The sequence below is a fragment of the Silanimonas algicola genome, from assembly GCF_054777375.1.
This window is the reverse complement of record NZ_BAAHAS010000001.1, coordinates 549,971-574,759: the sequence shown is the minus strand read 5'-3', so window position 1 is coordinate 574,759 and position 24,789 is coordinate 549,971. Positions and strand designations below refer to the sequence as shown.

The following is a 24,789-nucleotide window of genomic DNA, read 5'->3' as shown; positions in this document are numbered from 1 at the left end:
CGCCGACCCCACCGCTGCTCGCAGCGAAAAGCCACGGAACCCGCCCGCCATGCCCATCTACGCCTTCGCCTGCTCGGCCTGCGGCCACGACTTCGAACGCCTGCAGAAGCTCTCCGACGCCGACCCGACCACCTGCCCCGCTTGCGGGGCAGCGGGCAGCGTCGCCCGCCAGCTGACCGCGCCGCAGTTCCGCCTCGCCGGCGGCGGCTGGTACGAGACCGACTTCAAGAAGGACGGGGACAAGAAGCGCAACCTCGCCGACAGCGGCTCGGGTGGCGGTTCGTTGGCCCCGGCGAGCGCCAGTCCGGCACCGGCCAAGGCGTCCGGCGAGTGAGCGCTTCGGCGTTCTTCGCGGGCCTGCTGGCCCTGTGCGGCCAAGCGTTCGAGGGCCGGATGACCACCGACGACCCGGCCGACGCCGCGATGGGCGCGCAGCGGCTGGTGATGCACGTGCGGGAATGCACGGACGACGAGATCCGCATCCCGTTCCACGTGGGGGCCGACCGCTCGCGTACCTGGGTCATCACGCGCACGGCCACCGGTTTGCGTCTGAAGCATGACCATCGCCACGATGACGGCTCGTCCGATGTGTTGACGATGTATGGCGGCGACACCGCGGCCCCCGGCTCGGCCACGCGCCAGGACTTCCCGGTCGACGCCGAGTCGATCGCGTTGTTCACCCGCGAGGGGCGGGCCGTGTCGAACACCAATACTTGGACGCTCGAGCACCGCCCCGGCCGTTCGTTCGCCTATGGGCTGGCGCGCCCTGCCGCCGGAAACAATCCGGCCCGGCGCTTCCGCGTGGCCTTCGACCTGACCAAGCCGGTGCCGGCCCCACCGGCGCCTTGGGGTGCGGAAAGTCCGACCCCGGCCGCCCCGCGCTAAAGCCCCGGTACAATGGCGGGCTTGCCGCCGCGGCACCGCGACGGCCCCAAGTTTCCCGTGGAGTTCCCATGCGTAGCCACTACTGCGGCCAGCTCGGCGAAGCGCTGATCGGCCAGACCGTCACCCTCTGCGGCTGGGCCGACGTCGCCCGCAACCTCGGCGGCGTCTGCTTCATCGACCTGCGTGACCACGAGGGCATCGTCCAGGTCGTCGCCGAGCCGGACAACGCCGCCTACGCGGCGGCGGCCCAGGTGGGCTACGAGGACTGCCTCAAGGTGACGGGCGTCGTGCGCGCCCGCCACAGCGTCAACGACAAGCTGAAGACCGGCCGCATCGAAGTGGTGGCCGAGCGCATCGAGATCCTCAACAAGGCCGAGACGCTGCCCTTCTACCTGCACGAGACGCCCGGCGAGGACGTGCGGCTGAAGTACCGCTACCTCGACCTGCGCCGTCCGGAAATGCAGCGCACGATGCGCACCCGCGTGGCGCTGGTGCAGGCGCTGCGCCGCTACCTCGATGCCAAGGGCTTCCAGGACATCGAGACGCCGATCCTCACCAAGGCCACGCCGGAAGGCGCGCGCGACTACCTGGTGCCGAGCCGCGTGCATCCGGGCGAGTTCTTCGCGCTGCCGCAGTCGCCGCAGCTGTTCAAGCAGCTGTTGATGATGGCGGGCTTCGACCGCTACTACCAGATCGCGCGCTGCTTCCGCGACGAGGACCTGCGCGCCGACCGCCAGCCGGAGTTCACCCAGCTCGACATGGAGTTCGCCTTCATCACTGAAGCCGACATCCAGGACTTCGTGGAAGGGATGATCCGTAGCGTGCTGAAGGAGGTCGGCGGCATCGAGCTCGCCGACCCCTTCCCGCGCATGACCTACGCCGAAGCCATGCGCCTCTACGGCTCGGACAAGCCGGACCTGCGGATTGCGTGGGCCTTCACCGACATCGCCGAGCTCGTGAAGGGCTGCGAGTTCAAGGTGTTCACCGACTGGGCGAACCACGCCGAGGGCCGCGTGGTCGCGCTGCGCGTGCCGGGTGGTGCGTCGCTCTCGCGCAAGCAGATCGACGACTACGGCGCCTACTGCGCCAAGTACGGCGCCAAGGGCCTGGCCTGGATGAAGGTCGAGGCGCGCGCCAAGGGCCGCGAGGGCATCAACTCGCCGATCGCCAAGTTCCTCGACGACGCCACGTTGAATGCCGTGCTCGACGCCGCGCAGGCCGCCGACGGCGACCTGCTGTTCTTCGGCGCCGGCACGTACAAGACGGTGTGTGACTTCATGGGCGCCCTGCGCCTGAAGGCCGCCAAGGACCTCGGCCAGGTGGCCAACGTCTGGGCCCCGCTGTGGGTCACCGACTTCCCGATGTTCGAGTGGGACGACGAAGCGCAGCGCTACGTCGCGCTCCACCACCCGTTCACCGCGCCGAAGATCGACGACATCGCCGACCTCGCGGCCAACGCCCGCATCGCCGTGTCGCGCGGTTACGACATGGTGTTGAACGGCAACGAGATCGGCGGCGGTTCGGTGCGCATCCACAACAGCGCCATGCAGGCCAAGGTGTTCGAGCTGCTCGGCATCGGTGCCGAAGAAGCGGAAGCGAAGTTCGGCTTCCTGCTCGAAGCCCTGCGCTACGGCGCCCCGCCGCACGGCGGCATCGCTTTCGGCATCGACCGCATCTCGGCCCTCATGGCCGGCAGTGATTCGATCCGCGACGTCATCGCCTTCCCGAAGACCGCCAGCGCGCAGTGCCTGCTGACCAACGCCCCGTCGCCCATCGACGACAAGCAGTTGGCCGAGCTGCACGTGCAGGTGCGTCCGGCCGCGCCCAAGGCCTGAGGCGGGGCAGGGCGGTGGCCGAACGCGTCGTCCTGCTGCACGGCATCTGGAACAACCGCCCGGTGCTGTGGCCGCTCGCGGCCCGGCTCCGTGCCGCCGGCTTCGAGACCGAGACCTTCGGCTACCCCAGCGTGTTCGGCGGCGCGGAAGCGGCGGCCCAGCAGCTCGCCGCCAAGCTGCGGCTCGATGCGCGCAAGCGGAAGTCGCCGGCCCATCTCGTCGGGCACAGCCTCGGCGGGTTGGTGTCGTTGCTGGCGGCGCAGGACGCCGAACTGCCGGTGCAGCGCATTGTCTGCCTCGGCAGCCCGCTGACCGGCAGCGGCGCGGCCCGCGCCGTGCACGGCCGCGGTCTCGGTTTCGGCATGGGGCGCAGTGCCCGCATCCTCCTGAAGGGCCTCGAGCACGCACCCCAGCACCGCGAGGTCGGTGCCATTGCCGGCACGCTCGAGGCCGGCCTCGGCCGCGTCTTCGGCACCTTCGATGGCCCCCACGACGGCACCGTGGCCGTCGATGAAACCCGCCTGCCGGGCCTCGTGGACCACTTCGAGGTCCGCGCCAGCCACATGGGCCTGCTGGTGTCGCGGGTCGCCGCCGAGGCGGTGGCGAGCTTCCTGCGGACGGGGCGGTTCGCGGGGTAGCTGGCATTCGTCCGGCGCGAGGCCCGCGGATTCGGCTGGCCCGCCCCGTCACCGTCCGGGCAGTCTGCCCGGCGGTCCGCTCGAAGGGGGCGTCCTGCCCCTCGAGCGGACGGCTCATCCATGAGCCGCCCTTCGGGCTCGCGCCTGGGCACCGCGCCGGGGCTCCTGAACTCGCCGCATCCGCGGGCCCCGCGACGTCGCTGCAACACCGCTGCGATGTTGGCGTCGGGGCATCCGTGCATGCGGCAATGGTGGTAGAGCGCCGCGACCGCGTGGCGTTGGGCCAGCGACAAGCGAGCCAGGGATGGCGAGCGCGCGGCTCGGGGCAGGACAGCCCCGAGTCCGCGGAGAGCGGCCCAGCGCTCACGCGCGGCAGGCGCGACGGCGGGACAGCCTCGCCGACAAGCCACCCCGCCCGTGGGCGCATCACTCGGCGATAATCCCGCCATCGCACACACCACCGAGGCACCCCATGGGTCGATTGATGGCCATCGAAGGCCGCAAGAACGCGCAGGCCGCCAAGCGCGGCGCGGTCTTCACCAAACTGGTCCGCGAAATCTCCGTCGCGGCGCGGATGGGCGGCGGCGACCCCGCCGGCAACCCGCGCCTGCGCCTCGCCATCGATCGCGCGCTCGGCGCTTCGATGCCGAAGGACAACATCGAGCGCGCGATCAAGAAGGCCACCGGCGAGCTGGAGGGCGTGAGCTACGAGGAAGTGCGCTACGAGGGCTACGCCCCGGGCGGCATCGCGGTGATCGTCGAGTGCCTCACCGACAACCGCGTGCGCACCGTCGCGGACGTGCGCCATGCCTTCTCGAAGTTCGGCGGCAACCTCGGCACGGAAGGCTCGGTGGCCTTCATGTTCAAGAAGATCGGCGTGCTGGCCTATGCCTCCGGTGCCGACGAGGAAAAGATCACGGAAGCGGCCATCGAGGCCGGTGCCGACGACATCAAGAGCTACGACGACGGCGCGGTGGAGGTGATCACCTCGCCCGAGGCCTTCGAAGCGGTGAAGAAGGCGATGGAGGCTGCTGGTCTCGCGCCGGCGGAGGCCAACGTGACGATGCGTGCCGACAACGACGTGGCCGTCGATGGCGAGACGGCGCAGCAGGTGGTGAAGCTGCTCGACAAGCTCGAGGACCTCGACGACGTGCAGCACGTGCACCACAACGCCGACCTGCCGGACAGCGCTTACCAGTGACGACCCGCCTGCTCGGCATCGACCCCGGGTCCCGGCGCACGGGCCTCGGGGTCATCGACGTCGACGCCTACGGCCACTACACCTTCGTGCATTGCGAGGTGCTGAACCTGCTGATCGACACCGACAACTTCCCCGAGCGCCTCGGGCGCCTCGCGGAAGGCATCGACGCGATCATCGACCAGTGGCAGCCGCAGCAGGTGGCCATCGAAACCGTGTTCATGGACAAGAGCGCGACCTCCGCGCTGAAGCTGGGCCATGCTCGCGGGGCCGCCATCGCGACCGTCGTGCGCCGCGGCCTGCCGCTGGCCGAGTACGCGCCGCGCGTGATCAAGCAGTCGCTGGTGGGGAAGGGTGCGGCTGACAAGGACCAGGTGCAGCACATGGTCAAGATCCTGCTGAACCTGCAGGGCGAGCGCCTGTTCGCCGACGCGGCCGACGCGCTGGCCGTGGCGCTCACCCACGCCCATATGTCCGCCACCGCGATGCGCGCCGGGGTGGGCGTGGCGGCGCTGCGCAGGCGCTGACTCGGGCAGACTGCGCCCATTCTCCACGAGCCATCCACGAATGATCGGACGTCTCCGCGGCACCCTGATCCACAAAGCCCCGCCCGCGCTCATGGTGGAAGTGGGCGGCGTCGGCTATGAACTCGACGCGCCCATGTCGACGTTCTACGACCTGCCGGACCTCGGCCGCGAGGTCACGCTGTTCACGCACTACGCGGTGAAGGAGGACAGCGTCGCGCTGTACGGCTTCCTCACCGAGCGCGAGCGCCGGCTGTTCCGCGACGTGCAGAAGGTGACGGGCATCGGCGCCAAGATCGCGCTGGCCATCCTGTCCGGCGTCAGCGTCGATGATTTCGCGCGGCTCGTCTCGACCAGCGACGTCACCGCGCTCACCCGCATTCCGGGCATCGGCAAGAAGACCGCCGAGCGCATTGTCGTCGAGCTGCGCGATCGTGCGGCGGAGCTGGGCGGCGTCGGCGGCCCGATCGCCAAGGGCCAGCCGATCCCGGCCGACCCGCAGTCCGAAGCGGTCATCGCCCTGCAGCAGCTGGGCTACAAGCCGGCGGAAGCCGCGAAGATGGCCAAGGACGCGTTCGAGGCCGGGGACACGGCCGAAGCGGTGATCCGCAAGGCGCTGAAGGCCTCGCTGCGCACCTGAGTCACTGCAGCGGCAGCGGCTCGGCGAGACCGAACAGCAGGCGCAGGCCGAAGAGCGCCATGGCCCCGCCGCCGCCGGTGTACGCGGCGAAGAGCAGCCAGTAGCCGACGGGGTTGCCCTCGCGGCGCACCTCGAGCCGACCACGCAGGCCATTCGGCCCCATCGGGAGCCCGCCCCTCCGGAGGGACTGGACGCAGACGCCGCAGACGCCGACCCCCATCAGCAGGAACAACGCCCCTTGGAACACCGCCATGTCGACATCCTCCGTCGCGAAGCCGCCCGCGACCTTGTGCCACGATAGCGCGATGAGCACCCGCACCGTCTCGCCCGGCGCTACCGCCGAGGACGAAGCCCTCGAAGCCAGCATCCGCCCGAAGTCGCTCGCCGAGTACCTCGGCCAGGAGGCCGTGCGCGAGCAGATGCAGATCTACATCCAGGCGGCCAAGCAGCGCGGCGAGGCGCTGGACCACGTGCTGATCTTTGGCCCCCCGGGCCTCGGCAAGACCACGCTCTCGCACGTGATCGCCAACGAGCTGGGCGTGAACCTGCGCCAGACCTCGGGCCCGGTGATCGAGAAGGCCGGCGACCTCGCTGCCCTGCTGACCAACCTGCAGCCGCACGACGTGCTGTTCGTCGACGAGATCCACCGCCTCTCGCCGATGGTCGAGGAGGTCCTGTACCCCGCGATGGAGGACTACCAGATCGACATCATGATCGGCGAAGGCCCGGCGGCCCGTTCGATCAAGCTCGACCTGCCGCCCTTCACCCTGATCGGCGCCACCACCCGCGCCGGCCTGCTGACCGCGCCGCTGCGCGACCGTTTCGGCATCGTCCAGCGCCTCGAGTTCTACACCGCCGAGGAGCTCACCCGCATCGTGCGCCGCTCGGCGCAGATCCTCGGCATCGCCTGCGACCCCGAGGGCGCAGCCGAGATCGCCAAGCGCTCGCGCGGCACGCCGCGCATCGCCAACCGCCTGCTTCGCCGCGTGCGCGACTACGCGCAGGTGAAAGGCGAGGGCGTCATCACCAAGCCGATCGCCGATGCGGCGATGAAGATGCTGAAAGTCGACCCGGAAGGCTTCGACGAGCTCGACCGCCGCCTGCTGCAGACCATCGCCGAGAGCTTTGCGGGCGGCCCGGTGGGGGTCGAATCGCTGGCCGCCGCGCTGTCGGAAGAGCGCGGCACGCTGGAGGACGTCGTCGAGCCCTACCTGATCCAGCAGGGCTTCCTCGTCCGCACCGCCCGCGGCCGCATGCTGGCCCCGAAGGCCTGGACCTGGCTGGGCCTGAAGCCGCCGCGCGGCGCCGCCATGCCCGACCTGTTCGACGCCGATGCCGGCTGATCGGCCCGCGTTCAGCCTGACCTTAAGGGTCTATTGGGAAGATACCGACGCCGGTGGGGTCGTCTACCACGCCAGCTACGTCCGGTTCCTCGAGCGGGCGCGCACCGAATGGTTGCGCGCCGCCGGGCACGACCAGACCACGCTGCGCGGGGAGGGTGGACTGCTGCTGGTGGTGCGCGCGATGCGGCTCGACTTCCTGGCCCCGGCGCGGCTCGACGACCTGCTCACCGTGACCGTCACCCCGGTGTCGGCCAAGGGGGCGGGCCTGAGCTGCGTCCAGGCCGTCCGGCACGGCGAGCGCACCCTGTTGACGGCCGAGGTCGATGTCGCCTGCCTGCGCGCCGCCGATTTCCGTCCCACCCGAATCCCCGCCGGCCTGCTGGCCGACCTGATGCCAACCCCTGGTGCCCCATGCTGACGACCGCCTTCCTCGCCGCCGCCACCGCTGCCACGCCGCTCGCCCCGGAGGCCGCCGCGGCCGCCACCGAGGTCGCGACGGAAGCCGCCGCGTCGGGAGGGATCAACTACCTGACGCTGATCCTCAAGGCCAGCGTGCCGGTGCAGCTGGTGCTGCTGCTCCTGACGGCCGGTTCGGTGCTGAGCTGGGTGATCATTTTCCGCAAGCAGCGCGTCTACAAGCGCGCCGACGCCGAGGCGAACGACTTCGAGAACCGCTTCTGGTCGGGTGCCGACCTGAACCAGCTCTACCGCTCGGCCACCGACCGCAACCGCGTCGTCGAGGGTCTGGAGGCGATCTTCGAAGCCGGGTTCAGGGAGTTCACCCGCCTGCGCCAGAAGCGGGGCACCGATGCCCGTGCCCAGCTCGAGGGCGCCCAGCGTGCCATGCGCGCCACGCTGGCCCGCGAAACCGGCGAGCTCGAGCGCAACCTCGAGATGCTGGCCAACATCGGCTCGACCTCGCCCTACGTCGGCCTCGTCGGCACCGTGTGGGGAATCATGATCGCCTTTCACGAGCTGGGGAACGTCAAGCAGGCGACGATGGCGCAGGTCGCTCCCCACATCTCGGAGGCGCTGATCGCCACCGCCCTTGGCCTGTTCGCCGCCATCCCGGCCGTGTGGGCCTACAACCGCTTCTCGTCGCGGGTCGAGCGCCTGACCGTGCGCTACGAGGCCTTCGCGGAGGACTTCAGTTCGATCCTCGCCCGCCAGGGCGGCAGCGACGAGCCCTGACCCCCAGCCCCCGCCTGATCCGTTGGAGGGCCCATGGCCGCGTTCAGCAACCGCCACAAGAAGCGCAAGCTCAAGGCCGAGATCAACGTCGTCCCGTACATCGACGTGATGCTCGTGCTGCTCGTCATCTTCATGATCACCGCCTCGGTGATGAACCTCGGCGTCGAGGTCAACCTGCCGCAGTCCAATGCCCGCCCGGTCGAACAGGCGCAGGACCCGGTGGTCGTCTCGATCGCCCGCGATGGCAGTTACTCGTTGAAGCTCGGCGACGGCGCCGACACCCCGATGTCGCGCGAGGACCTCGGCAACCGCATCCGCGCTTTCGTGGCGCAGAACCCGCAGACGCCCGTCTTCGTCGCCGCGCATCGTGAACTCCAGTACCAGACGGTGATGGAGGCGATGGAGCTGCTGCAGGGCGCCGGCGTCTCCAAGGCCGCGCTGATGAGCGAGCCGCGGGCCACGGAGCGCTGATGCGCGAACGTCCCGAAGACACGCGCATCGCGGTCGGCCTCGCGGTCGGCCTGCACCTGCTCGTTGTCCTGACCGGTTTCCTGGCCTGGCTCTGGTCGCCGGCCCCGGAGGTGCTGTCCGTCGCCGGGCCGCCCATCGAGGTGGAACTGGTGCAGGCCGCGCCGGTGCGCGAGCGCCCGAGCGCCGCCACGCCGCCGCCGGCCGCGCCGGAGCCGGTCGAGGAAGAGGCGGCCCCGCCGCCGCAGCCGGAACCCGAGCCGGCGCCGCAGGACGCCGTCGTGGAACCCCAGCCGGCACCGCAGACACCGCAGGCCGTGCCCGACACCCGCGACCAGGATCGTGCCTCGCGTGATGCGGTTTCGCCCGAGCCGCCGGCCCCGCGCGAGCAGGAGGAGCGCCGTCGCGAAGAGCAGGTCGACCTGACCGATCGGGAGCGACAGGCCGAAGCCGAGGAGCGTCAGCGTCGGTCGGCGCAGCAGCTTGAGCGGCTGCGGCAGCTCGCCGCGCTGCGCACCCAGCGCGAGCAGGCCGAGCGGCAGTCACGGATGCAGGAGCAGGCCGAGCAGCAGCGGCAGGACCTCGCCGCCCGCCAGCCGCCCGCGCCGCAGCCTGCCGCATCGTCCAGCCAGGGCGCGCCGACGCCGATGGCCGGCAACAATGGCGTCGACACCAGCCTCGAGGCGGCCTACGTCCTCGCCATCCAGAACGCGGTGGAGCGCAACTGGATCCGCCCGGAGACCATACCGCCGGGTACCCCGTGCCGCATCCGCGTGATCCAGATCCCCGGTGGCGACGTCATCAGCGCTGAAGTCGAGGTCAACTGCCGCTTCGATCCGATCGGCCAGCGTTCGCTCGAGGCGGCCGTCCTGCGCGCCCAGCCCTTGCCCTATGCCGGCTTTGAGGCCGTGTTCAGGCGGGAACTGGTATTCACGTTCCGCGCGCCGCAGGACTGAAACGTGGCTCCCGGCGCGGCATCCCCACCCCTGCACGACCCCAGCGACCCCGAGCCCAAGGCCCCGGAAACCTCCATGCTGCGATCCTTCGCCTCCTTTGTCCTGCTCGCCGCCGCGTTCTTCGCGTTGCCCTTCCAGTCCCGCGCCCAGGCGCTGGAGATCGACATCGTGGGCGGCAACGCCGCCGCGCTGCCGATCGCCATCGTGCCGATGCCCTATCTGGGCACGAACGTCGCGCCGGACACCGACGTCGCCGCCGTCATCGCCGCGAACCTCAACCGCTCGGGCCAGTTCCGCACGTTGCCCGAGGCGAACATCATCGAGAAGCCGATCCGCGGCGGTGAGATCCAGTTCCCGACGTGGCGCGTGCTGCGCCAGGATTTCATCGTCGTCGGTCGGGTTCTCGATGCCCCGGACGGCGGCTACCGCGTCGAGTACGAGCTGTATGACGTCGCCAAGCAGGAGCGTCTGCTGGGCCTCGCCATGAGCGGGCGGGTGCGCGGCATGCGCGACATCGCCCACCAGATCTCCGACCAGATCTACGAGAAGATCCTCGGCGTCCGCGGCGCGTTCTGGACCCGGATCGCCTACATCACGGCCACGGGGACCTACCCGAACCAGCAGTACGCGCTGATGGTGGCCGACGCGGATGGCTTCAATCCGCAGACGGTGGTGCGCTCGCGCGAGCCCCTGCTGTCGCCGGCCTGGTCGCCCGATGGCCGTCGGCTGGCCTACGTCAGCTTCGAGCGCGGCAACTCGACCATCTACATCCAGGAACTGACCACCGGCGCCCGCGAGGTCGTGGCCAGCTTCCGCGGCATCAATGGCGCACCCAGCTTCAGCCCGGACGGCACCAAGCTGGCCCTGACCCTGTCGCGGACGGGCAACCCCGAGATCTACGTGATGGACCTGGCCACCAAGGGTCTGACCCAGATCACCCGCCACTTTTCCATCGACACCGAGGCCGTATGGACCCCGGATGGCCAGAGCCTCGTCTTCACGTCGGACCGCGCCGGCCGCCCGCAGCTGTATCAGGTGCCCGCCACCGGGGGGGAGCCGGCCCGCCTGACCTTCGAGGGGGACTACAACGCCAAGGCGTCGGTGTCCTTCGATGGTAAAAAATTCGCTATGGCGCAGGGAAACCGGAACGTTTATCGTATCGCGGTACTGGACCGCAGCCTCGCCCAGCCCCGATGGCAGACCCTGTCGCCGGGCAATCTGGACGAGTCTCCCAGCTTCGCGCCCAACGCCAGCATGATCCTGTACGCCACGAAAGAGGGCGGCAGGGGCGTGCTGTACGCGGTGTCGGCCGATGCGCGCGTCCGGCAACGTTTGGTTTTGACCGACGGTGACGTCCGGGAGCCCGCCTGGTCGCCGTACCGGCAACGATAAGCAAGGACGGGCCGTTTGCTGTTTCTTTCTGCCGCTGTTTTCCGATCTTCCACTACGAGGTTCCATCCATGAACAACACCACCCGCGTCCTGCTGGTCGCCGCCATCGCCGTCGGCCTCGCCGCCTGCACCAAGAAGACCGTCCCGGAGGCTCCGGCCACGCAGCCGGCCCAGCCGGCCGCCCCGGCGGTCGTCGACGACGGCAAGTACGGTCCGGAAGACCTCGACACCGACGCCTGCCTGCGCCAGCGCACCGTGTACTTCGACTTCGACCAGGATTCGGTCAAGCCGGAGTTCCAGGCCATCCTCGCCTGCCATGCGAAGTACCTGCAGGACCGTCCGGAGTCGCGCGTGACGCTGGAAGGCCACGCTGACGAGCGCGGTTCGCGCGAGTACAACCTGGGCCTCGGCGAGCGCCGCGGCAACGCCGTTTCGGGCGCCCTGCAGGCCGCCGGTGGTTCGGCTGGCCAGCAGACGGTCGTCTCGTTCGGCGAAGAGCGTCCGGTCGAAGCCGCGTCGACGGAAGCGGCGTGGGCGAAGAACCGCCGCGTCGAGATCGTCTACACCGCCCGCTAAGCGGAGCCGGTCTTGCGTGCCCTGAAGCTCGCAGTCGTGGTGGCGGCCCTCGTGGCCGCCACCGCGGTTCCGGCGCAGCGCGCCAGCCTGTCCGAGCGCATCGAGCGCCTCGAGGCCCAGGCGGCGTCGCAGAACAACGCGCAAGCCAACATCGAGACGCTGAACCGTCTCAATGCCCTGCAGCAGGAAGTCGCCTCGCTGCGCGGGCTCGTCGAGCAGCTGCAGAACGAGAACGCCCAGCTCAAGCAGGCCGCCCGCGAGCAGTACATCGACCTCGATTCCCGGCTGGGTCGCCTCGAAGGCGGCTCGGCCCCCGTGGCCGCCGCACCGGCCGCTGCGACGGGCGCCAGTGCCGTGGCCTCGTCTCCCGCTGAAACGCCCACCGTCCAAGGGAGCGTCGCCCCTGCCGGCGCGCCGCCCGCCGCGCCGCGCGGCGTCGTTGCCGATGTCGCTGCCGGCGCGGCGGCTCCGGCCGCCGATCCGGCCGGCGAGCGCCCCATGTACGACAGCGCCTTCCAGGCCTTGCGCGACGGCGAGTACGCGGAAGCGTCGCGTCGTTTCCAGGCCTACCTCGAGACCTACCCGGCGGGAACGCTCGCGCCGAACGCCTGGTACTGGTTGGGCGAGAGCTATTACGTCACGCAGAACTACGACGTCGCGCTGACCGCGTTCGAAAGCCTGCTGCAGGCCTTCCCGGACTCCGCCAAGGCGCCCGACGCCCTGCTCAAGCTCGGCTACTGCCAGTTCGAGCTCGGCCGCGCGCCGCAGGGGGAGGCCACCCTGCGTGATGTCATCACGCGTTACCCCGGCAGCGACGCCGCGCGCCTCGCCCAGAGCCGCCTGCGCTCGTTGGCGCTGGACGCCGGCTGAGGCCCCGATGAGCGCTCCGCGCCTGCGCGAGCAGCCAGGCGATCGCGAGCGGCCCTCCGAGATCGTCCAGGCCGAACGCCTCAAGATCACCGAGGTCTTCCTCTCCCTGCAGGGCGAGTCGCGCTCGGTCGGCTGGCCGACGGTGTTCATCCGCCTGACCGGCTGCCCGCTGCGCTGCACCTACTGCGACAGCGCCTATGCCTTCCACGGCGGCGAGTGGCGCTCGATTCCCGATCTGGTCGACGACGCCCGCGCGCTTGGCGTGCGCCATGTCTGCGTGACCGGCGGCGAGCCGCTGGCCCAGAAGCGCTGCCTGCTCCTGCTGAAGGCGCTCTGCGACGCCGGCTTCGCCGTCTCGCTCGAAACCTCGGGCGCGCTGGACGTGTCGGAGGTCGATCCGCGGGTGTCGATCGTGCTCGACCTGAAGACGCCGGATTCCGGCGAGGCAAAGCGCAACCGCTGGGCGAACTTGCCCTTGATGGAGGCCAAGGACCAGGTGAAGTTCGTGCTCTGCAGCCGTGCCGACTACGACTGGGCGAAGGCGGTGGTGTCGGAGCATGGCCTCGCCGAACGCTGCGAGGTGCTGTTCTCGCCGAGCTTCGAACAGCTGGCGCCGCGCGAGTTGGCCGATTGGATCGTGGCGGACCGGCTGCCGGTGCGCTTCCAGTTGCAGTTGCACAAGCAGCTCTGGGGCGACGAGCCCGGGCGCTGAGCCCGCGACGAGGATGAGGGACGCGATGACGACGAACGACACGACGACGGACGGTGGGGCGAAGGACGGCATTGGCCGGCGCGCCGTGGTGCTGGTGTCCGGTGGCATGGACTCGGCCGTGGTGCTGGCGATCGCCCGCGCCCGCGGCTTCGAGACCTATGCGCTGTCCGTGCGCTACGGCCAGCGCCACTCGGCGGAGCTCGACGCCGCGGCGCGCAACGCCGCGAGCCTTGGCGCCGTGGTGCACAAGGTGGTCGAGGTCGACCTGCGCAGCATCGGCGGCTCCGCCCTGACCGCCGACATCGACGTGCCGGAAGCGCCCAGCGAGGGCATCCCGGTCACCTACGTGCCGGCGCGCAACACCATCATGCTGTCCGTCGCCCTCGGTTGGGCCGAAGTCCTCGGTGCCCGCGACCTGTTCTGCGGCGTGAATGCCGTGGATTACTCCGGCTACCCGGATTGCCGCCCCGAGTTCATCGCCGCCTTCGAGCGCCTCGCCAACCTGGCCACCAAGGCTGGCGTCGAGGAAGGCGGCCTGCGCGTGCACGCGCCGCTGATCGCGATGTCCAAGGCCGATATCGTCGCGGAGGGCCTGCGCCTCGGCGTCGATTTCGCCCAGACCGTGAGCTGTTACCAGGCCGACGCGGAGGGCCGCGCCTGCGGCCGCTGCGACGCCTGCCGCTTGCGGGCGGAGGGTTTCGTGAAGGCGGGGGCGCCGGACACGACGCGCTACCAGCCGCGCTGAATGGTTGACGGCATCCGGACACTGCCAAGTGCCCGGGCTTGCGGTAGACTTCGCGCCCCGTCGCGATGACGGGCCCGGTTACGGTGGGCCGTTAGCTCAGTCGGTAGAGCAGCTGGCTTTTAACTAGTTGGTCGATGGTTCGAATCCATCACGGCCCACCACTTCCCCAATCTCACTTCAACAGTGCGCGGAGCATCCACGCGGCCTTCTCGTGTGCGTTCAAGCGCACCGTGAGCAGGTCGGCGGTGGGCTGGTCGTTCGCCGCCTCGGCCACCTTGAAGACCTTGCGGGCGGTGCGGGCGCAGGTGTCGTGGCCTTCGACCAGTTGCGCGACCATGCCGCGCCAGTCCGGGACGCCGGTTTCTTCGTGCACGCTGGCCAGCTTGGCGAACTGGGCGCCGGACCCCGGCGCGAAGTGGTCCAAGGCGCGGATGCGCTCGGCGATCTCGTCCAGCGAGGTCCACAGCTCCGTGTACTGGGTCATGAACATGGCATGCAGGCTGTTGAACATCGGCCCGGTCACGTTCCAGTGGAAGCTGTGGGTCTTCAGGTAAAGCGTGTATGTGTCGGCCAGCAGGGCCGAAAGGCCCTCGGCGAGCTTCTTGCGGTCCTTGGCGGCGATGCCGTTGTCGACTTTCATGGCGGTCTCCTCACGGGTCGATTCCACGAGGGTAGCGCCCTTGCCGGTAAACTTCGCCCCCCATGCGCGAGCCCGCCGAAACCCCTGCCGCGCCCGCGCCCCGCGCCGCGCGCCCCGACCCGCTGGACCGCGTCCTCGCCAGGGACCGCGGCGCGCTGCTGCGCCTGCAGAAGCGCCTGGCCGAGGCGAAAGGCGAGGCGAAGGCGGCGGCGCAGCAGGCGCTGGAACAGGCCCTGGCCCGCTCGCGCGAGGCCTTCGCCGCCCGGGAAGCGCGCCTTCCCGAGCCGCGCATCGACACCGAGCTGCCGATCGGCCGCGAGGCCGATGCGATCGTTGAATTGATCCGGCGACATCAGGTCGTGGTGATCGCCGGTGAGACCGGCTCGGGCAAGACCACCCAGCTGCCGAAGCTCTGCCTCGCGGCGGGGCGTGGCGCCGCCGGCCTGATCGGCTGCACGCAGCCGCGCCGCATCGCCGCGCGCGCGGTGGCCAAGCGCGTCGCCGAGGAGCTGCAGGTGCCGCTGGGCAAGGAGGTCGGCTGGCAGGTGCGCTTCACCGAGCAGGTGGGCGAGGACACGCTGGTCAAGTTCATGACCGACGGCATCCTGCTGGCCGAGATCCAGAAGGACCGCTACCTCTCGGCCTACGACACGATCATCGTCGACGAGGCGCACGAGCGCTCGCTGAACATCGACTTCCTGCTCGGTTACCTGAAGGGCCTGCTGCGCAAGCGCCGCGACCTGAAGCTGATCGTCACCTCGGCGACCATCGACACCGAGCGGTTCGCCAAGCACTTCGACGGCGCGCCGGTGATCAGCGTCGAGGGTCGCAGCTACCCGGTGGAAGTGCGCTACCGACCGCTGGAGGACACGAACGCCGACGTCGCCTCGAAGCCGGACGCCGAGAAGTCGCTGTACGAGGGCCTGCTGGCGGCCTGCGACGAAATCACCCGCGAGGACGCCCGGGGCGACGTGCTGGTGTTCCTGCCGGGCGAGCGCGAGATCCGCGAGGTGCACCACGTGCTGGAGCGCCGCAAGTACCGCGAGACCGAGGTGCTGCCGCTCTACGCGCGGCTCTCGGCCAAGGACCAGGACCGCGTGTTCAACCCGGGGCCGAAGCGGCGGATCGTGCTGGCCACGAACGTGGCCGAGACCTCGCTGACGGTGCCGCGCATCCGCTACGTGGTCGACCCGGGCACCGCGCGCGTGAAGCGCTACAGCCCGCGCATGAAGCTGGACCGCCTGCACATCGAGGACATCGCGCAGGCCAGCGCCGACCAGCGGAAAGGCCGCTGTGGGCGCGTGTCGTCGGGCATCTGCTATCGGCTCTTCAGCGAGCCCGACTTCAACAGCCGTCCGCGCTACACCGACCCGGAGCTGCTGCGCTCCTCGCTGGCCGGGGTGATCCTGCGGATGCTGTCGCTGGGTCTCGGCCGCGTGGAGGACTTCCCCTTCATCGATGCGCCGGATTCGCGCGCCGTGGCCGACGGCTGGCAGCAGCTCACCGAGCTCGGCGCCGTCGACAAGCACCGCCAGCTGACGCCGGTCGGCAAACAGATGGCGGCCTTCGCCGTCGACGTGAAGCTGGCCCGCATGCTGATCGCCGCGAAGGAGCGCGGGGCGCTGCGGGAGATGATCGTCATCGCCAGCTTCCTCGGCCTGCAGGACCCGCGCGAGCGTCCGCAGGAGGCCCGCGAGGCCGCCGACCGCGCGCATGCCGCCTTCGCCGACGAGCGTTCGGAGTTCGTCAGCATCCTCAAGCTCTGGGACGCCTACCGCGCCGCGCACGAGGACCTGTCGCAATCGAAGCTGCGCGACTGGTGCAGCTCGCGCTTCCTCAACTACCTGCGCCTTCGCGAGTGGCGCGAGCTGCATCGCCAGCTCATCCTCAATTGCGAGGCCCTGGGTTGGGCGCAGAACGACGCGCCGGCCGATTACGCCGACCTGCATCGGGCACTCCTCTGCGGCCTGGCGCTGCAGACCGGGCATCGCTCCGAGAAGGGACTGTACGAGGCCCCGCGCAGCCGCAAGTTCGGGCTGTTCCCCGCCTCGACGCTGGCGCAGAAGCCGCCGCCGTGGGTGCTGTGCGCCACCCTGCTCGATACCGCGAAGGTGTGGGGCATCACCGCCGCGAAGATCGAGCCGGAGTGGGTGATCGACGCCGTGCCGCACCTGCTTTCGCGCCGGCACTTCGACCCGCACTGGTCGCGGCGGCAGGGCCGCGTGCAGGGCTCCGAGCAGATCGGCCTGTTCGGCCTCGTGCTGCTGCCGAAGAAACCGGTGCACTACGGCGGGCTCTACCCCGACGAGGCGCGCGAGATCTTCGTGCGCCAGGCGCTGGTGACCGGCGAGATCGACACCCGCATCCCGCTGGTGAAGCGCAATCTCGCGACACTGGAGCGCGCGCAGGAAGAGGAAGCCAAGCAGCGCCGCGCCGGGCTCGTCGTCGACGAGGACTGGCAGGTGCGCTGGTACCTCGACCGTTTGCCGTCCGACGTGCACAACACCGCGGCGCTCGAGGGCTGGTACGGCAAGCTCGACCCGGCGGCGAGGAAGGCGCTGGAGTGGTCGCTGGCCGACCTGATGTCGGTGGAGGGCAGCGGCGTCGAGCGCTTCCCGACGTTCCTGCCGCTCGGCGATGCGCGACTGGCGTTGCACTACCGCTTCGAGCCCGGCCACGCCGAGGACGGCGTGACGCTGGACGTGCCCCTGCACCTGCTGCCCGCCCTCGATGCCGCGCGGCTCTCGTGGCTGGTGCCCGGACTCGTCGAGGAGAAGGCGACCGAGCTGATCCGCGGCCTGCCGAAGGCGCTGCGGCGCAACTTCGTGCCGGCGCCGGACGTCGCCCGGGCGTTCGCGCTGGCGTACCCGAACGGCGATGCCGACAGCCTTCCGGGCGCGCTGGGCCGCTTCCTCGCCAAGGCCACGGGCGTCGAGGTGGCGGCGCTCGATTTCGACGAGGCCGCGCTGGAGTCGCATCTGCGCATGAACCTCCGCGTCGGCGAGGCGGAAGGCCGAGGCTTCCGTGTGCTCGGCCAGTCGCGCTCACTTGATGAACTGAAGGCGCGCTTCGGTGCCGAAGCGGAGAAGGCCTTCGCGGCGCGTGCCGGCGAACGCCTCGCCCGCGAGGGCCTGCGCGAGTTCCCGGCGGAGCCGATCCCGGTGGAGATCGCCGGGGCCGGCGGCCTGCCGGCCTTCCCGGCGCTGGTGCTCGACGGCGAGGACGTGGCGCTCCGCGTGCTGGCCGACCGCGAGGCCGCGGCGGCGGCGCACGCAGGCGGGGTCGTGAGGCTGGCGGAGATCGCCCTCGCCGATACGGTGAAGTCCGCTCGCAAGCAGCTGCCGCTGAACCCGAAGACCGCGATGGTCTACACCGCCGTCGCCACCGCCGAACAGCTGCGCGCCGACCTCGTCGCCAAGGCCTTGGCGGCACTGCTCGACGGTGGGCAGGGCGGCGTGGCGCTGGCCGCGATCCGTGACCGCGAGGCGTTCCTCAAGGCCATCGGCGCGGTGAAGCAGAAGCTCTTCGGCGAGGCGATGGCGCGCCTGAAGGTCGCCGAGGCCGCGCTGACGCAGTACGCCGAGATCCGCCCGAAGCTGGAGGCGCCGGTGATGGGCTGGGCGAAGGCCAACCTCGATGACCTGCGGGCGCAGTTGGCCGGCCTCGTGCATCCGGCCTTCGTGCGCGACACGCCGCCCGAGGCCTTCAACGAGCTGCCGCGTTACCTGAAGGCCCTGGCCCTGCGCGCGGAGCGCGCGCTGCGTGATCCCTCGCGAGACCAGCAGCGCATGCTCGAGGTGCAGCCCTTCGCCAAGGCCTTGGACGAGGCCCGTCGTCGCGGCATCGCGCTGGAGGCCGGCTGGCAGGCCCTGCGCTGGGATCTCGAGGAACTGCGCGTCTCGCTGTTCGCCCAGGAGCTGGGCACGAAGCGCCCCGTATCGGCGAAGCGCCTCGCCAAGCAGCTCGAGGCGCTGTCGTCGCGTTGAGGTTTACTCCACGCGCTCGACCTTGACCGACGCGTTGTAGCCCTCGACCTTGAGGCGCCACGCCCCGAACAGGCCCTTGCTGATGGTGACGCGCGGATTCGTGAGATTCACGCCGCGCAGTGCACTGCCGGAATCGATCGAACGCCACACCTGGCCGTTGGCGAGCGTGAAGACATCGCCGCCCTGCCAGCCGGTGAAGGTGCCGGGCAGGGTCGACACGATGTCGTCCTCCTCATCGAGGGCTTCCGCGCGCAAGCCGCGGTTGTCCGCCGCGGCGGCGTCCGCGGCGACGCAGCGCCGGTCGCGTTGCAGCCACGCATTCAGGGCCTGCAGTTGCGCTTCCGTCAGTTGGTCGAGTCCGGCTTCGCGGAACTCGGCCGCACTCATGCGTTCCTCGACGCTGGAAAAGCCTTGGGCGGCGGTCGTCCCGCTGGCGGTGAGCAGCGCGAGGGCGAGGAGGGGGGTGGCATGTCGCATGGCGAGTCCTTGTCGAAGGAAAGGGAATGGCGAACTCAACGGTGGTGTCCGGTCCTTGAATCCCGCCGCGACCGAGGGCGGGGGCCACGCCACCGGAGGCATGACGGAATGCGGTTGGCCGAGTTGTGGGAGGTCGACGCGGAAGTCTACCCTCGGGGCATCGTGAAGCCTGTATCCACCACCACGCCCAATGCCGCGCACGCCCTGGCCGAATGGCCGGCGCTCGCCTCCGCGTCGTCCGGGGGGTCGGCAGCGGCCATGTTCTGCCGCCGGTCGCTGGAGGTCCTCGCGGCACTGTCGCCCGACCGCGAGATGGTCTGGGCGACGGCCCTCGTCGCCCTTGGGACGGAGGCCCCCGAGGCCTCGGCCGCACCGATGCCGGGACGTTTGCCGGCAATGCTCGAGGGCGTCAGGGCGGCCGAGCAGGTCTGGGCCCTGCATGCCCGTACCGACGGGCGTGCCGATGCCGAAGGGTTGCGCCGGCTGCTGCTCGCCATCGTCCGTGACCTCCGGGTGGTGCCGGTGCTGTTGGCCCTGCAGCTCGCCCGTCTTCGCGACGCGGCGTCGCTCCCGGACGCGGAGCGAACCGAGTTGGCCCGGCTCGCCGCCGACATCCTCGCGCCGCTGGCGAACCGCCTCGGGATCTGGCAACTGAAGTGGGAGATCGAGGACCTCGCGTTCCGCTTCCAGCAGCCGGAGACCTACCAGCGCATCGCCCGCCTGCTCGACGAGAAGCGCGGTGCGCGCGAGCAGTACATCGAGGACGTCAAGGCGCAGTTGCGAGCGGCCCTGCAGGAGTCCGGCATCGATGGCGACGTGGCGGGGCGGCCGAAGCACATCTACAGCATCTGGAAGAAGATGCAGCGCAAGGACGTGCCCTTCGGCGAGCTCTACGACATCCGCGCCGTGCGCGTGCTGGTCGGCGACCTCGCGGCCTGTTATGCGGCGCTCGGCGTGGTCCACCAGCTTTGGACGCCGATCGCCAAGGAGTTCGACGACTACATCGCGCGACCGAAGGCCAACGGCTACCGCAGCCTTCACACGGCCGTGGTCGGCCCCGAGGGTCGCGCGCTGGAAGTGCAGATCCGCACGCGGGAGATGCACGAGCAGGCGGAGCTCGGCGTCGCCGCGCACTGGCGCTACAAGGAAGGTGGCGGCGCGGACGCCAGCTTCGAGCGGAAGATCGCGTGGATGCGCCAGCTGCTCGAATCGAGCGAAGGCGACGAGCAGAAGCTGCAGGAAGGGTTGAAGGCCGACCTCGTCGAGGATCGTGTCTACGTCCTGACGCCACAGGGCAAGGTCGTCGACCTGCCGCGCGGCGCGACGGTGCTCGACTTCGCCTATGCGGTGCATACCGAGGTGGGCCACCGCTGCCGCGGTGCGAAGATCAACGGCCGCATCGTCACGCTGGATTCGAAGCCGGCCACCGGCGACATGGTCGAGATCCTGACGGCCAAGGCGAGCGCGCCGCGCCGCGACTGGCTGCAGCCGGCCAGCGGTTTCCTCGTCACCGGCCGCGCCCGCGACAAGGTGCGCGCCTGGTTCCACAAGCTGGATCGCGCGCAGAACCTCGTCGAAGGCCGGGAATTGCTCGAGAAGGAACTCCGCCGCCTCGGCCTGCTCGGTGCCGACCTCGCGCCGGTGTTGCCGCGCCTGCGCATCGCGACGCAGGACGACCTGCTCGTGGCGCTGTCGCTCGGGGACGTCAGTCCGGCGCAGGTGAGCCGCGCCTTGCACGAGGCGCAGCAGCCCAGGGACGCGCCTGCGCTGCCGCCGATTCCCGCCGCCGCCGCGCGTGACAAGGTCGGTGCGCGCAGCGACAGTTTCGTGGTCGATGGCGTCGGCAACCTGCTGATGCAGCTCGCCCGCTGCTGCCAACCGGTGCCGGGCGATGCCATCGCCGGTTACCTGACGCGGGGCCGCGGCATCAGCGTGCATCGCGCCGATTGCGTCGCGCTGTCGCGCCTGGTGGCCCGCGATCCCGACCGGGCGATGCCGGTCTCGTGGGGCCGCGCCGGCGGCACCTATGCGGTCGATATCGCGATCCACGGCCTCGACCGCAAGTCCCTGCTGAAGGACATCACCACGCTGATCGCGCAGGAAGGCATCCACATCAACGCCGTGGCCTCGCGCAGTGACGACGGCCGCGGACTCGCCGACCTCAAGCTCACCCTGAAGGTCAGCGATTTCGAGCAGCTTTCCAAGCTGCTGGCCAGGTTGACGGCCGTCCCGGGCGTGCGCGACGCGCGGCGGGTGGGCTGATGGCGGCGCGTCCCTCGCGCTGGACGGTCGCTGCGGCCGTCGCGGCATCGCTGCTGGTCGGCGTGCTGCTGCTGCGCGAGCCGATCGGTCGTGCGGTGTTTCCCGATGCCGCGCTGGCGGGCCTGCTATCGCAGGCGGAGGCGGCCCTCGCAACGGGGAATCTCGACCTGGCCGCATCGCGCTTCGAAGCCGCGCAAGCCCGCGCCCCCGACCACCCCCGCGTCGTCGACGGGCTCGCCTCGACGGGCGAGCGCTCGCTTGCGGAAGCCGCGGCCGCGGTCGGGACGGGCGATTCCGAGCGCGCGGACGAGGCCCTGCAGCGGGCGGCGCGTCTCGGCATGCCGGGTGAGCGGGTCGAGGCTCTGCGGCGTTCGTTGCTGGCGCGGGCCCAGCCGTCCATCGAATCGGTACTCCAGCGCGCCGCCGACCTCGAGTCCAGCGACCCAGCCGTGTCCTTGCACCTCTACCGCCAGGTGCTGCGCCGCGAGCCTGCCAACGCGCTGGCACTCGCCGGCCGTGGCCGACTGCTTTCCGCGGTCCTCGCCGAGGCCGCCGCCGCGCTCGATCGCGGCGACGCCAGCGTGGCCATGAGCATGGTCGCCGGCGTACGCGACATCGATCCCGCGCACCTGCAGTTGCCCGAGCTCGAGGCCCGCTTGGGCGCCTCCGGCTACGGTCGCGGAGAGATCATGGCGTGGGTGCCGACGCCCCCATCGGTCGACAGCGCGGAGGCGGTCCGCTGGCGCGGTCTCGCGGATGAGGCCATCGGGCGCGGAGCCTTCGAGGAGGCGCGTCGGGCCTTGGCTGAAGCGCGGCGTCTCGCCCCAGCGGCCCCGGAGCTGGTCGCCCTCGCGCAGCGTCTGGAGCGCGCGGAGGCGGCGCGCCCCGAGGTGCGCTAGCGCAGCTGGTTGAACATGGCGCGCAGGGTGGCGCGTGCCCGTTCCGGCGAGAACTCGCGCTCGGTGTTGGCGAGCCCGCCCTCCACCAGTCGCCGCCACAGCGCCTCGTCGTCGTAGGCGGCGAGGATCGTCGCCGCCAGCGCTGCCGCATCGTCCGCCACCAGGGCGTCGATGCCATGCACGAGTCCCATGCCCTCCACGGCGCAGCGTGTCGCCACCACGGGCAGGCCGTGGGCCAGGGCCTGGTTGACCTTGCCCTTCACTCCGGCGCCGTAGCGCAGGGGCGCCACCGAGAAGCGATGGGCGTCGATCAGCGGTTCGAGGTCGGGCACGTGGCCGTGGACGGTGATCCCCGGGCGCTCGCCCAAGGCGAGGACGGCCGGGGGCGCCTCGCTGCCGACGAGCGAGAGCGTGATGTCCGGACGATGCTCGCGGATCCTCGGCAGGATGTCGTTGGCGAGCCACAGGGCGGCGTCGACGTTCGGCGGGTGGCGGAAGCCGCCGACGAAGAGCAGGCCGCTTCGCGCGGCCATGGGCGGCCCCGCGCCGCGCACGCGGTGGATGTTCGACACCACGTCGATGGCCGCGCCGGGGGCGCTTTCGGCCAGCAGGGCCTTCTCCACCGTGCTGACCACCCAGGTGCGGTCGACGCTGCCGATCAGCGCGAGTTCCTCGGCGCGGGTGCGCGCCGCCGCGCGCATCAGGGCGTCGTCGCCGCGTTCCTCCGCTTCGCGCTGCTCGCGGAGGTGGTGGAGGTCGACGGTATCGAAGACGATCCGGGCTTGGGGCGCATGGCGGCGCAGCAATGGCAGCAACGGCGAGAGGACGTAGTGGCGGCTGACGATGACGAGCTGGAAGCGTGCACCGTGTTTCGAGAGCCAATCCGGGATGGCACCCAGCCAAGGCTGCGTCCATGCCTCGACGCCGATGTCGCGCAGTGCCTGCGTGTAGCGCCCGTCGTCCAGGCCGTTTTCCGGGAAGAAGGTCACGGCGCAGCCTTCGTCCACCAGCAAGCGCAGAAGCTCGAACAGGCGCACCGAGCCGGAGTCGCGGTCGGGCATGGGCGTGGTGGCGTCGATGACGAGGACGCGCGCGCGCGCGCGATGCTGGGCCGCGTAGTGCGCGGCTTGCGACGGTGCCGGATGGCGCCGCGCCAGCACGTCACGCCAGCGTTCAAGGAAGCGCTGCTGGTTGCGAACCTGGTAGGCCTTGACGCCGCTGCCCGTATCGGTGCCGGCGGTGATGCCCTCGTGGTGCACGACCACGGACGCGGGTTGCACGCGCACCTTCAACCCGGCCTCGCGAACCTTCATGGCGAGGTCCGTGTCTTCGTAGTACGCCGGCGCATAACGCTCGTCGAAGCCCCCGAGTCTTTCGAACAGGGCCCGCGGCAGGGCGATCGCCGCGCCGGAGCAGTAGTCGGCCTCGCGGACGAAGGTGTAGGCAGGGTGCTTCGGGTCCTCGAAACGGCCGAAGTTCCAGCCTGAGCCGTCCGAGAAGACGATGCCGCCGGACTCCTGCAGTCGGCCATCCGGGTAGACCAGCTGCGCACCGGCGAGGCCGGTGTCGGGGTGGCTGTGGAACGTCCGCAGCAGCGCGTCGAGCCAGCCCGGCGTCAGCGTGGTGTCGTTGTTCAGGAAGACCAAGTGGGCGCCGCGGGCCATCGCCGCGCCGGCGTTGCAGCTGCCGACGAAGCCGAGGTTTCGGGCATTGCGGTGGTAGCGCAAGCCGGGAATCGCCGGCAGGACCGCGCCGGTGTCGTCTGGCGACGCGTCGTCGACGACGATGACTTCGACATCGTCGGGGAGCCGTGTTTGCACCAGGCTGCGCAGGCAGGCCAGCGTGTAGGCGAGCTTGCCGTAGACCGGGATCACGATGCTGGCGCGTACGACGGTGGCCCCGGCGAAGGCCAGCGGCGCGGTATCGCTGGCGGGAGCGGGCAGGTCGACGCCCGGGCGCGGCGAGAATCGGCGCTGGATCGCCGCCCAGGTCGCTGCCCACCCGCGCGTCCGCAGGCTGCGGAACCCGCGTTGGGCGAGGTCGACGCCGCGGCGGAAGCGGTAGCGGAAGGCCGCGACGGCATCGCCGGCGCGCTCCCGCGCGCGCATCGGCCAGCGGACCCACGGGTGGTCCAGCACGCGTTGCGCCCGGGCCAGCTGCTCCTGCGCCGCGTCGCGCTGGCTCAGCGCGATATCGCGCTGGCGGATCAGGTCCGCGGTATCGCGTTCGTAATACCGGTACGCAGCATCGCGCTCGCGGGCGAGGTCGAGGGCGGCCTCCCGCAGCGATTCGGCCTGGGCGCGTTCTTCGGCCTGTTGGTGCATCAGTTCCTCGGCGCGGCGCATCGCGACGTCGCGCTGGTGGATCAGGTCGTCGGTGTCCCGGGCGTGGGCGCGATACGCGTCATCGCGCTCCTGCGCCAGCATCGAGGCCATGACCTGCAGGATGCCGTCCCTGTGTTGCGGGACGACGACGGCCGGGTCGCCGGCCAATCCCGGATCGGATGCACCGACGGGTTGCGCCTCGGTCCATGCGCGCCGCGCCTCGTCCATC

The 24,789-nt window shown here is 70.7% G+C and carries 24 protein-coding genes and 1 tRNA gene; 21 read left to right on the top strand and 4 right to left on the bottom strand.

Annotation, left to right across the window (positions count from 1 at the left end):
* Positions 1-49 precede the first annotated feature (49 nt).
* The 7 genes from ACYVAK_RS02760 (at position 50) to ruvA (ending at position 5,720) form a co-directional block, all read left to right on the top strand.
* Positions 50-334 (top strand): FmdB family zinc ribbon protein, encoded by a 285-nt coding sequence (locus ACYVAK_RS02760; RefSeq protein WP_461057743.1) that lies wholly within the window; start codon positions 50-52, stop codon positions 332-334.
* A complete protein-coding gene (locus ACYVAK_RS02755) occupies positions 331-885 on the top strand; it encodes a hypothetical protein (protein WP_461057741.1) in 555 nt (184 codons plus the stop codon). Before ACYVAK_RS02760 ends, ACYVAK_RS02755 begins: the two co-directional genes overlap by 4 nt.
* Positions 886-953: 68 nt before the next feature.
* A complete protein-coding gene (aspS, locus tag ACYVAK_RS02750; RefSeq protein ID WP_461057739.1) occupies positions 954-2,720 on the top strand; it encodes an aspartate--tRNA ligase in 1,767 nt (588 codons plus the stop codon).
* Positions 2,721-2,734: 14 nt separating this feature from the next.
* Complete coding sequence (locus ACYVAK_RS02745; RefSeq protein WP_461057737.1) at positions 2,735-3,358, top strand: alpha/beta fold hydrolase; 624 nt, start codon at positions 2,735-2,737, stop codon at positions 3,356-3,358.
* Between the two features lie 472 nt (positions 3,359-3,830).
* On the top strand, positions 3,831-4,559 hold the full coding sequence (locus ACYVAK_RS02740) for a YebC/PmpR family DNA-binding transcriptional regulator (protein WP_461057735.1): 729 nt from the start codon (positions 3,831-3,833) through the stop codon (positions 4,557-4,559).
* The gene (gene ruvC, locus ACYVAK_RS02735; RefSeq protein WP_297865810.1) at positions 4,556-5,083 is read left to right on the top strand and encodes a crossover junction endodeoxyribonuclease RuvC; all 528 of its coding nucleotides are present in this window, start codon (positions 4,556-4,558) and stop codon (positions 5,081-5,083) included. Before ACYVAK_RS02740 ends, ruvC begins: the two co-directional genes overlap by 4 nt.
* A 40-nt stretch (positions 5,084-5,123) precedes the next feature.
* Positions 5,124-5,720 carry a Holliday junction branch migration protein RuvA gene (gene ruvA, locus ACYVAK_RS02730; protein WP_461057732.1) on the top strand — a complete coding sequence of 199 codons (597 nt, stop codon included), beginning with the start codon at positions 5,124-5,126 and terminating at the stop codon, positions 5,718-5,720.
* A gap of 1 nt (position 5,721) precedes the next feature.
* Here ruvA and ACYVAK_RS02725 read toward each other — a convergent pair whose 3' ends face one another.
* Positions 5,722-6,039 carry a hypothetical protein gene (locus tag ACYVAK_RS02725; protein ID WP_461057730.1) on the bottom strand — a complete coding sequence of 106 codons (318 nt, stop codon included), beginning with the start codon at positions 6,037-6,039 and terminating at the stop codon, positions 5,722-5,724.
* On the opposite strand from ACYVAK_RS02725, the gene ruvB reads away from it, so the two are divergent.
* The 11 genes from ruvB to ACYVAK_RS02670 all read left to right on the top strand — a co-directional run bounded on the left by ruvB (position 6,026) and on the right by ACYVAK_RS02670 (position 14,133).
* Positions 6,026-7,063 (top strand): Holliday junction branch migration DNA helicase RuvB, encoded by a 1,038-nt coding sequence (gene ruvB, locus ACYVAK_RS02720; RefSeq protein ID WP_461057728.1) that lies wholly within the window; start codon positions 6,026-6,028, stop codon positions 7,061-7,063. The two genes, ACYVAK_RS02725 and ruvB, sit on opposite strands and share 14 nt — an antisense overlap.
* Complete coding sequence (ybgC, locus tag ACYVAK_RS02715; protein WP_461057726.1) at positions 7,053-7,481, top strand: tol-pal system-associated acyl-CoA thioesterase; 429 nt, start codon at positions 7,053-7,055, stop codon at positions 7,479-7,481. The genes ruvB and ybgC overlap by 11 nt, the downstream gene beginning before the upstream one ends.
* Positions 7,475-8,254, top strand: coding sequence for a protein TolQ (gene tolQ, locus ACYVAK_RS02710; RefSeq protein ID WP_461057724.1), 780 nt, complete (start codon positions 7,475-7,477; stop codon positions 8,252-8,254). The genes ybgC and tolQ overlap by 7 nt, the downstream gene beginning before the upstream one ends.
* A gap of 33 nt (positions 8,255-8,287) precedes the next feature.
* The gene (gene tolR / locus ACYVAK_RS02705; protein ID WP_461057722.1) at positions 8,288-8,725 is read left to right on the top strand and encodes a protein TolR; all 438 of its coding nucleotides are present in this window, start codon (positions 8,288-8,290) and stop codon (positions 8,723-8,725) included.
* On the top strand, positions 8,725-9,678 hold the full coding sequence (locus ACYVAK_RS02700; RefSeq protein ID WP_461057720.1) for a cell envelope integrity TolA family protein: 954 nt from the start codon (positions 8,725-8,727) through the stop codon (positions 9,676-9,678). The genes tolR and ACYVAK_RS02700 overlap by 1 nt, the downstream gene beginning before the upstream one ends.
* A gap of 75 nt (positions 9,679-9,753) precedes the next feature.
* Positions 9,754-11,070 (top strand): Tol-Pal system beta propeller repeat protein TolB, encoded by a 1,317-nt coding sequence (gene tolB / locus ACYVAK_RS02695; RefSeq protein ID WP_461057718.1) that lies wholly within the window; start codon positions 9,754-9,756, stop codon positions 11,068-11,070.
* A gap of 68 nt (positions 11,071-11,138) precedes the next feature.
* Complete coding sequence (gene pal / locus ACYVAK_RS02690) at positions 11,139-11,645, top strand: peptidoglycan-associated lipoprotein Pal (protein ID WP_461057716.1); 507 nt, start codon at positions 11,139-11,141, stop codon at positions 11,643-11,645.
* Between the two features lie 12 nt (positions 11,646-11,657).
* Positions 11,658-12,515 (top strand): tol-pal system protein YbgF, encoded by an 858-nt coding sequence (ybgF, locus tag ACYVAK_RS02685; protein ID WP_461057714.1) that lies wholly within the window; start codon positions 11,658-11,660, stop codon positions 12,513-12,515.
* A gap of 7 nt (positions 12,516-12,522) precedes the next feature.
* Positions 12,523-13,227, top strand: coding sequence for a 7-carboxy-7-deazaguanine synthase QueE (queE, locus tag ACYVAK_RS02680; protein WP_461057712.1), 705 nt, complete (start codon positions 12,523-12,525; stop codon positions 13,225-13,227).
* A gap of 25 nt (positions 13,228-13,252) precedes the next feature.
* The gene (queC, locus tag ACYVAK_RS02675; RefSeq protein ID WP_461057710.1) at positions 13,253-13,972 is read left to right on the top strand and encodes a 7-cyano-7-deazaguanine synthase QueC; all 720 of its coding nucleotides are present in this window, start codon (positions 13,253-13,255) and stop codon (positions 13,970-13,972) included.
* An 85-nt stretch (positions 13,973-14,057) separates the two neighbouring features.
* Positions 14,058-14,133: transfer RNA gene (locus ACYVAK_RS02670), tRNA-Lys, on the top strand.
* A gap of 11 nt (positions 14,134-14,144) precedes the next feature.
* Here ACYVAK_RS02670 and ACYVAK_RS02665 read toward each other — a convergent pair.
* Positions 14,145-14,612: a Dps family protein gene (locus ACYVAK_RS02665; RefSeq protein WP_461057708.1), complete on the bottom strand. Its 468-nt coding sequence runs from the start codon at positions 14,610-14,612 to the stop codon at positions 14,145-14,147.
* 62 nt (positions 14,613-14,674) lie between these two features.
* On the opposite strand from ACYVAK_RS02665, the gene hrpA reads away from it, so the two are divergent.
* Positions 14,675-18,598 (top strand): ATP-dependent RNA helicase HrpA, encoded by a 3,924-nt coding sequence (gene hrpA, locus ACYVAK_RS02660; RefSeq protein ID WP_461057706.1) that lies wholly within the window; start codon positions 14,675-14,677, stop codon positions 18,596-18,598.
* A gap of 3 nt (positions 18,599-18,601) precedes the next feature.
* On the opposite strand, the gene ACYVAK_RS02655 is transcribed toward hrpA, so the two are convergent.
* On the bottom strand, positions 18,602-19,075 hold the full coding sequence (locus ACYVAK_RS02655) for a hypothetical protein (RefSeq protein ID WP_461057704.1): 474 nt from the start codon (positions 19,073-19,075) through the stop codon (positions 18,602-18,604).
* 123 nt (positions 19,076-19,198) lie between these two features.
* Between ACYVAK_RS02655 and ACYVAK_RS02650 the strand changes: the two genes are divergently transcribed.
* Both ACYVAK_RS02650 and ACYVAK_RS02645 read left to right on the top strand, forming a co-directional pair.
* Positions 19,199-21,337: a RelA/SpoT family protein gene (locus tag ACYVAK_RS02650; RefSeq protein ID WP_461058616.1), complete on the top strand. Its 2,139-nt coding sequence runs from the start codon at positions 19,199-19,201 to the stop codon at positions 21,335-21,337.
* A complete protein-coding gene (locus ACYVAK_RS02645) occupies positions 21,337-22,236 on the top strand; it encodes a hypothetical protein (protein ID WP_461057702.1) in 900 nt (299 codons plus the stop codon). The genes ACYVAK_RS02650 and ACYVAK_RS02645 overlap by 1 nt, the downstream gene beginning before the upstream one ends.
* On the opposite strand, the gene ACYVAK_RS02640 is transcribed toward ACYVAK_RS02645, so the two are convergent.
* Positions 22,233-24,344 carry a glycosyltransferase gene (locus ACYVAK_RS02640; RefSeq protein WP_461058614.1) on the bottom strand — a complete coding sequence of 704 codons (2,112 nt, stop codon included), beginning with the start codon at positions 24,342-24,344 and terminating at the stop codon, positions 22,233-22,235. The two genes, ACYVAK_RS02645 and ACYVAK_RS02640, sit on opposite strands and share 4 nt — an antisense overlap.
* Positions 24,345-24,789: the final 445 nt, after the last annotated feature.

Excerpts from the sequence above, each read along its gene's own strand:
- ACYVAK_RS02760 (WP_461057743.1), top strand. The coding sequence starts at position 50 with ATGCCCATCTACGCCTTCGCCTGCTCGGCCTGCGGCCACGACTTCGAA.
- aspS (WP_461057739.1), top strand. The coding sequence starts at position 954 with ATGCGTAGCCACTACTGCGGCCAGCTCGGCGAAGCGCTGATCGGCCAG.
- ACYVAK_RS02740 (WP_461057735.1), top strand. The coding sequence starts at position 3,831 with ATGGGTCGATTGATGGCCATCGAAGGCCGCAAGAACGCGCAGGCCGCC.
- ruvA (WP_461057732.1), top strand. The coding sequence starts at position 5,124 with ATGATCGGACGTCTCCGCGGCACCCTGATCCACAAAGCCCCGCCCGCG.
- ruvB (WP_461057728.1), top strand. The coding sequence starts at position 6,026 with ATGAGCACCCGCACCGTCTCGCCCGGCGCTACCGCCGAGGACGAAGCC.
- ybgC (WP_461057726.1), top strand. The coding sequence starts at position 7,053 with ATGCCGGCTGATCGGCCCGCGTTCAGCCTGACCTTAAGGGTCTATTGG.
- tolQ (WP_461057724.1), top strand. The coding sequence starts at position 7,475 with ATGCTGACGACCGCCTTCCTCGCCGCCGCCACCGCTGCCACGCCGCTC.
- tolR (WP_461057722.1), top strand. The coding sequence starts at position 8,288 with ATGGCCGCGTTCAGCAACCGCCACAAGAAGCGCAAGCTCAAGGCCGAG.
- ACYVAK_RS02700 (WP_461057720.1), top strand. The coding sequence starts at position 8,725 with ATGCGCGAACGTCCCGAAGACACGCGCATCGCGGTCGGCCTCGCGGTC.
- tolB (WP_461057718.1), top strand. The coding sequence starts at position 9,754 with ATGCTGCGATCCTTCGCCTCCTTTGTCCTGCTCGCCGCCGCGTTCTTC.
- pal (WP_461057716.1), top strand. The coding sequence starts at position 11,139 with ATGAACAACACCACCCGCGTCCTGCTGGTCGCCGCCATCGCCGTCGGC.
- queE (WP_461057712.1), top strand. The coding sequence starts at position 12,523 with ATGAGCGCTCCGCGCCTGCGCGAGCAGCCAGGCGATCGCGAGCGGCCC.
- queC (WP_461057710.1), top strand. The coding sequence starts at position 13,253 with ATGACGACGAACGACACGACGACGGACGGTGGGGCGAAGGACGGCATT.
- ACYVAK_RS02665 (WP_461057708.1), bottom strand. The coding sequence starts at position 14,612 with ATGAAAGTCGACAACGGCATCGCCGCCAAGGACCGCAAGAAGCTCGCC.
- hrpA (WP_461057706.1), top strand. The coding sequence starts at position 14,675 with ATGCGCGAGCCCGCCGAAACCCCTGCCGCGCCCGCGCCCCGCGCCGCG.
- ACYVAK_RS02655 (WP_461057704.1), bottom strand. The coding sequence starts at position 19,075 with ATGCGACATGCCACCCCCCTCCTCGCCCTCGCGCTGCTCACCGCCAGC.
- ACYVAK_RS02645 (WP_461057702.1), top strand. The coding sequence starts at position 21,337 with ATGGCGGCGCGTCCCTCGCGCTGGACGGTCGCTGCGGCCGTCGCGGCA.
- ACYVAK_RS02640 (WP_461058614.1), bottom strand. The coding sequence starts at position 24,344 with ATGCGCGCGCGGGAGCGCGCCGGCGATGCCGTCGCGGCCTTCCGCTAC.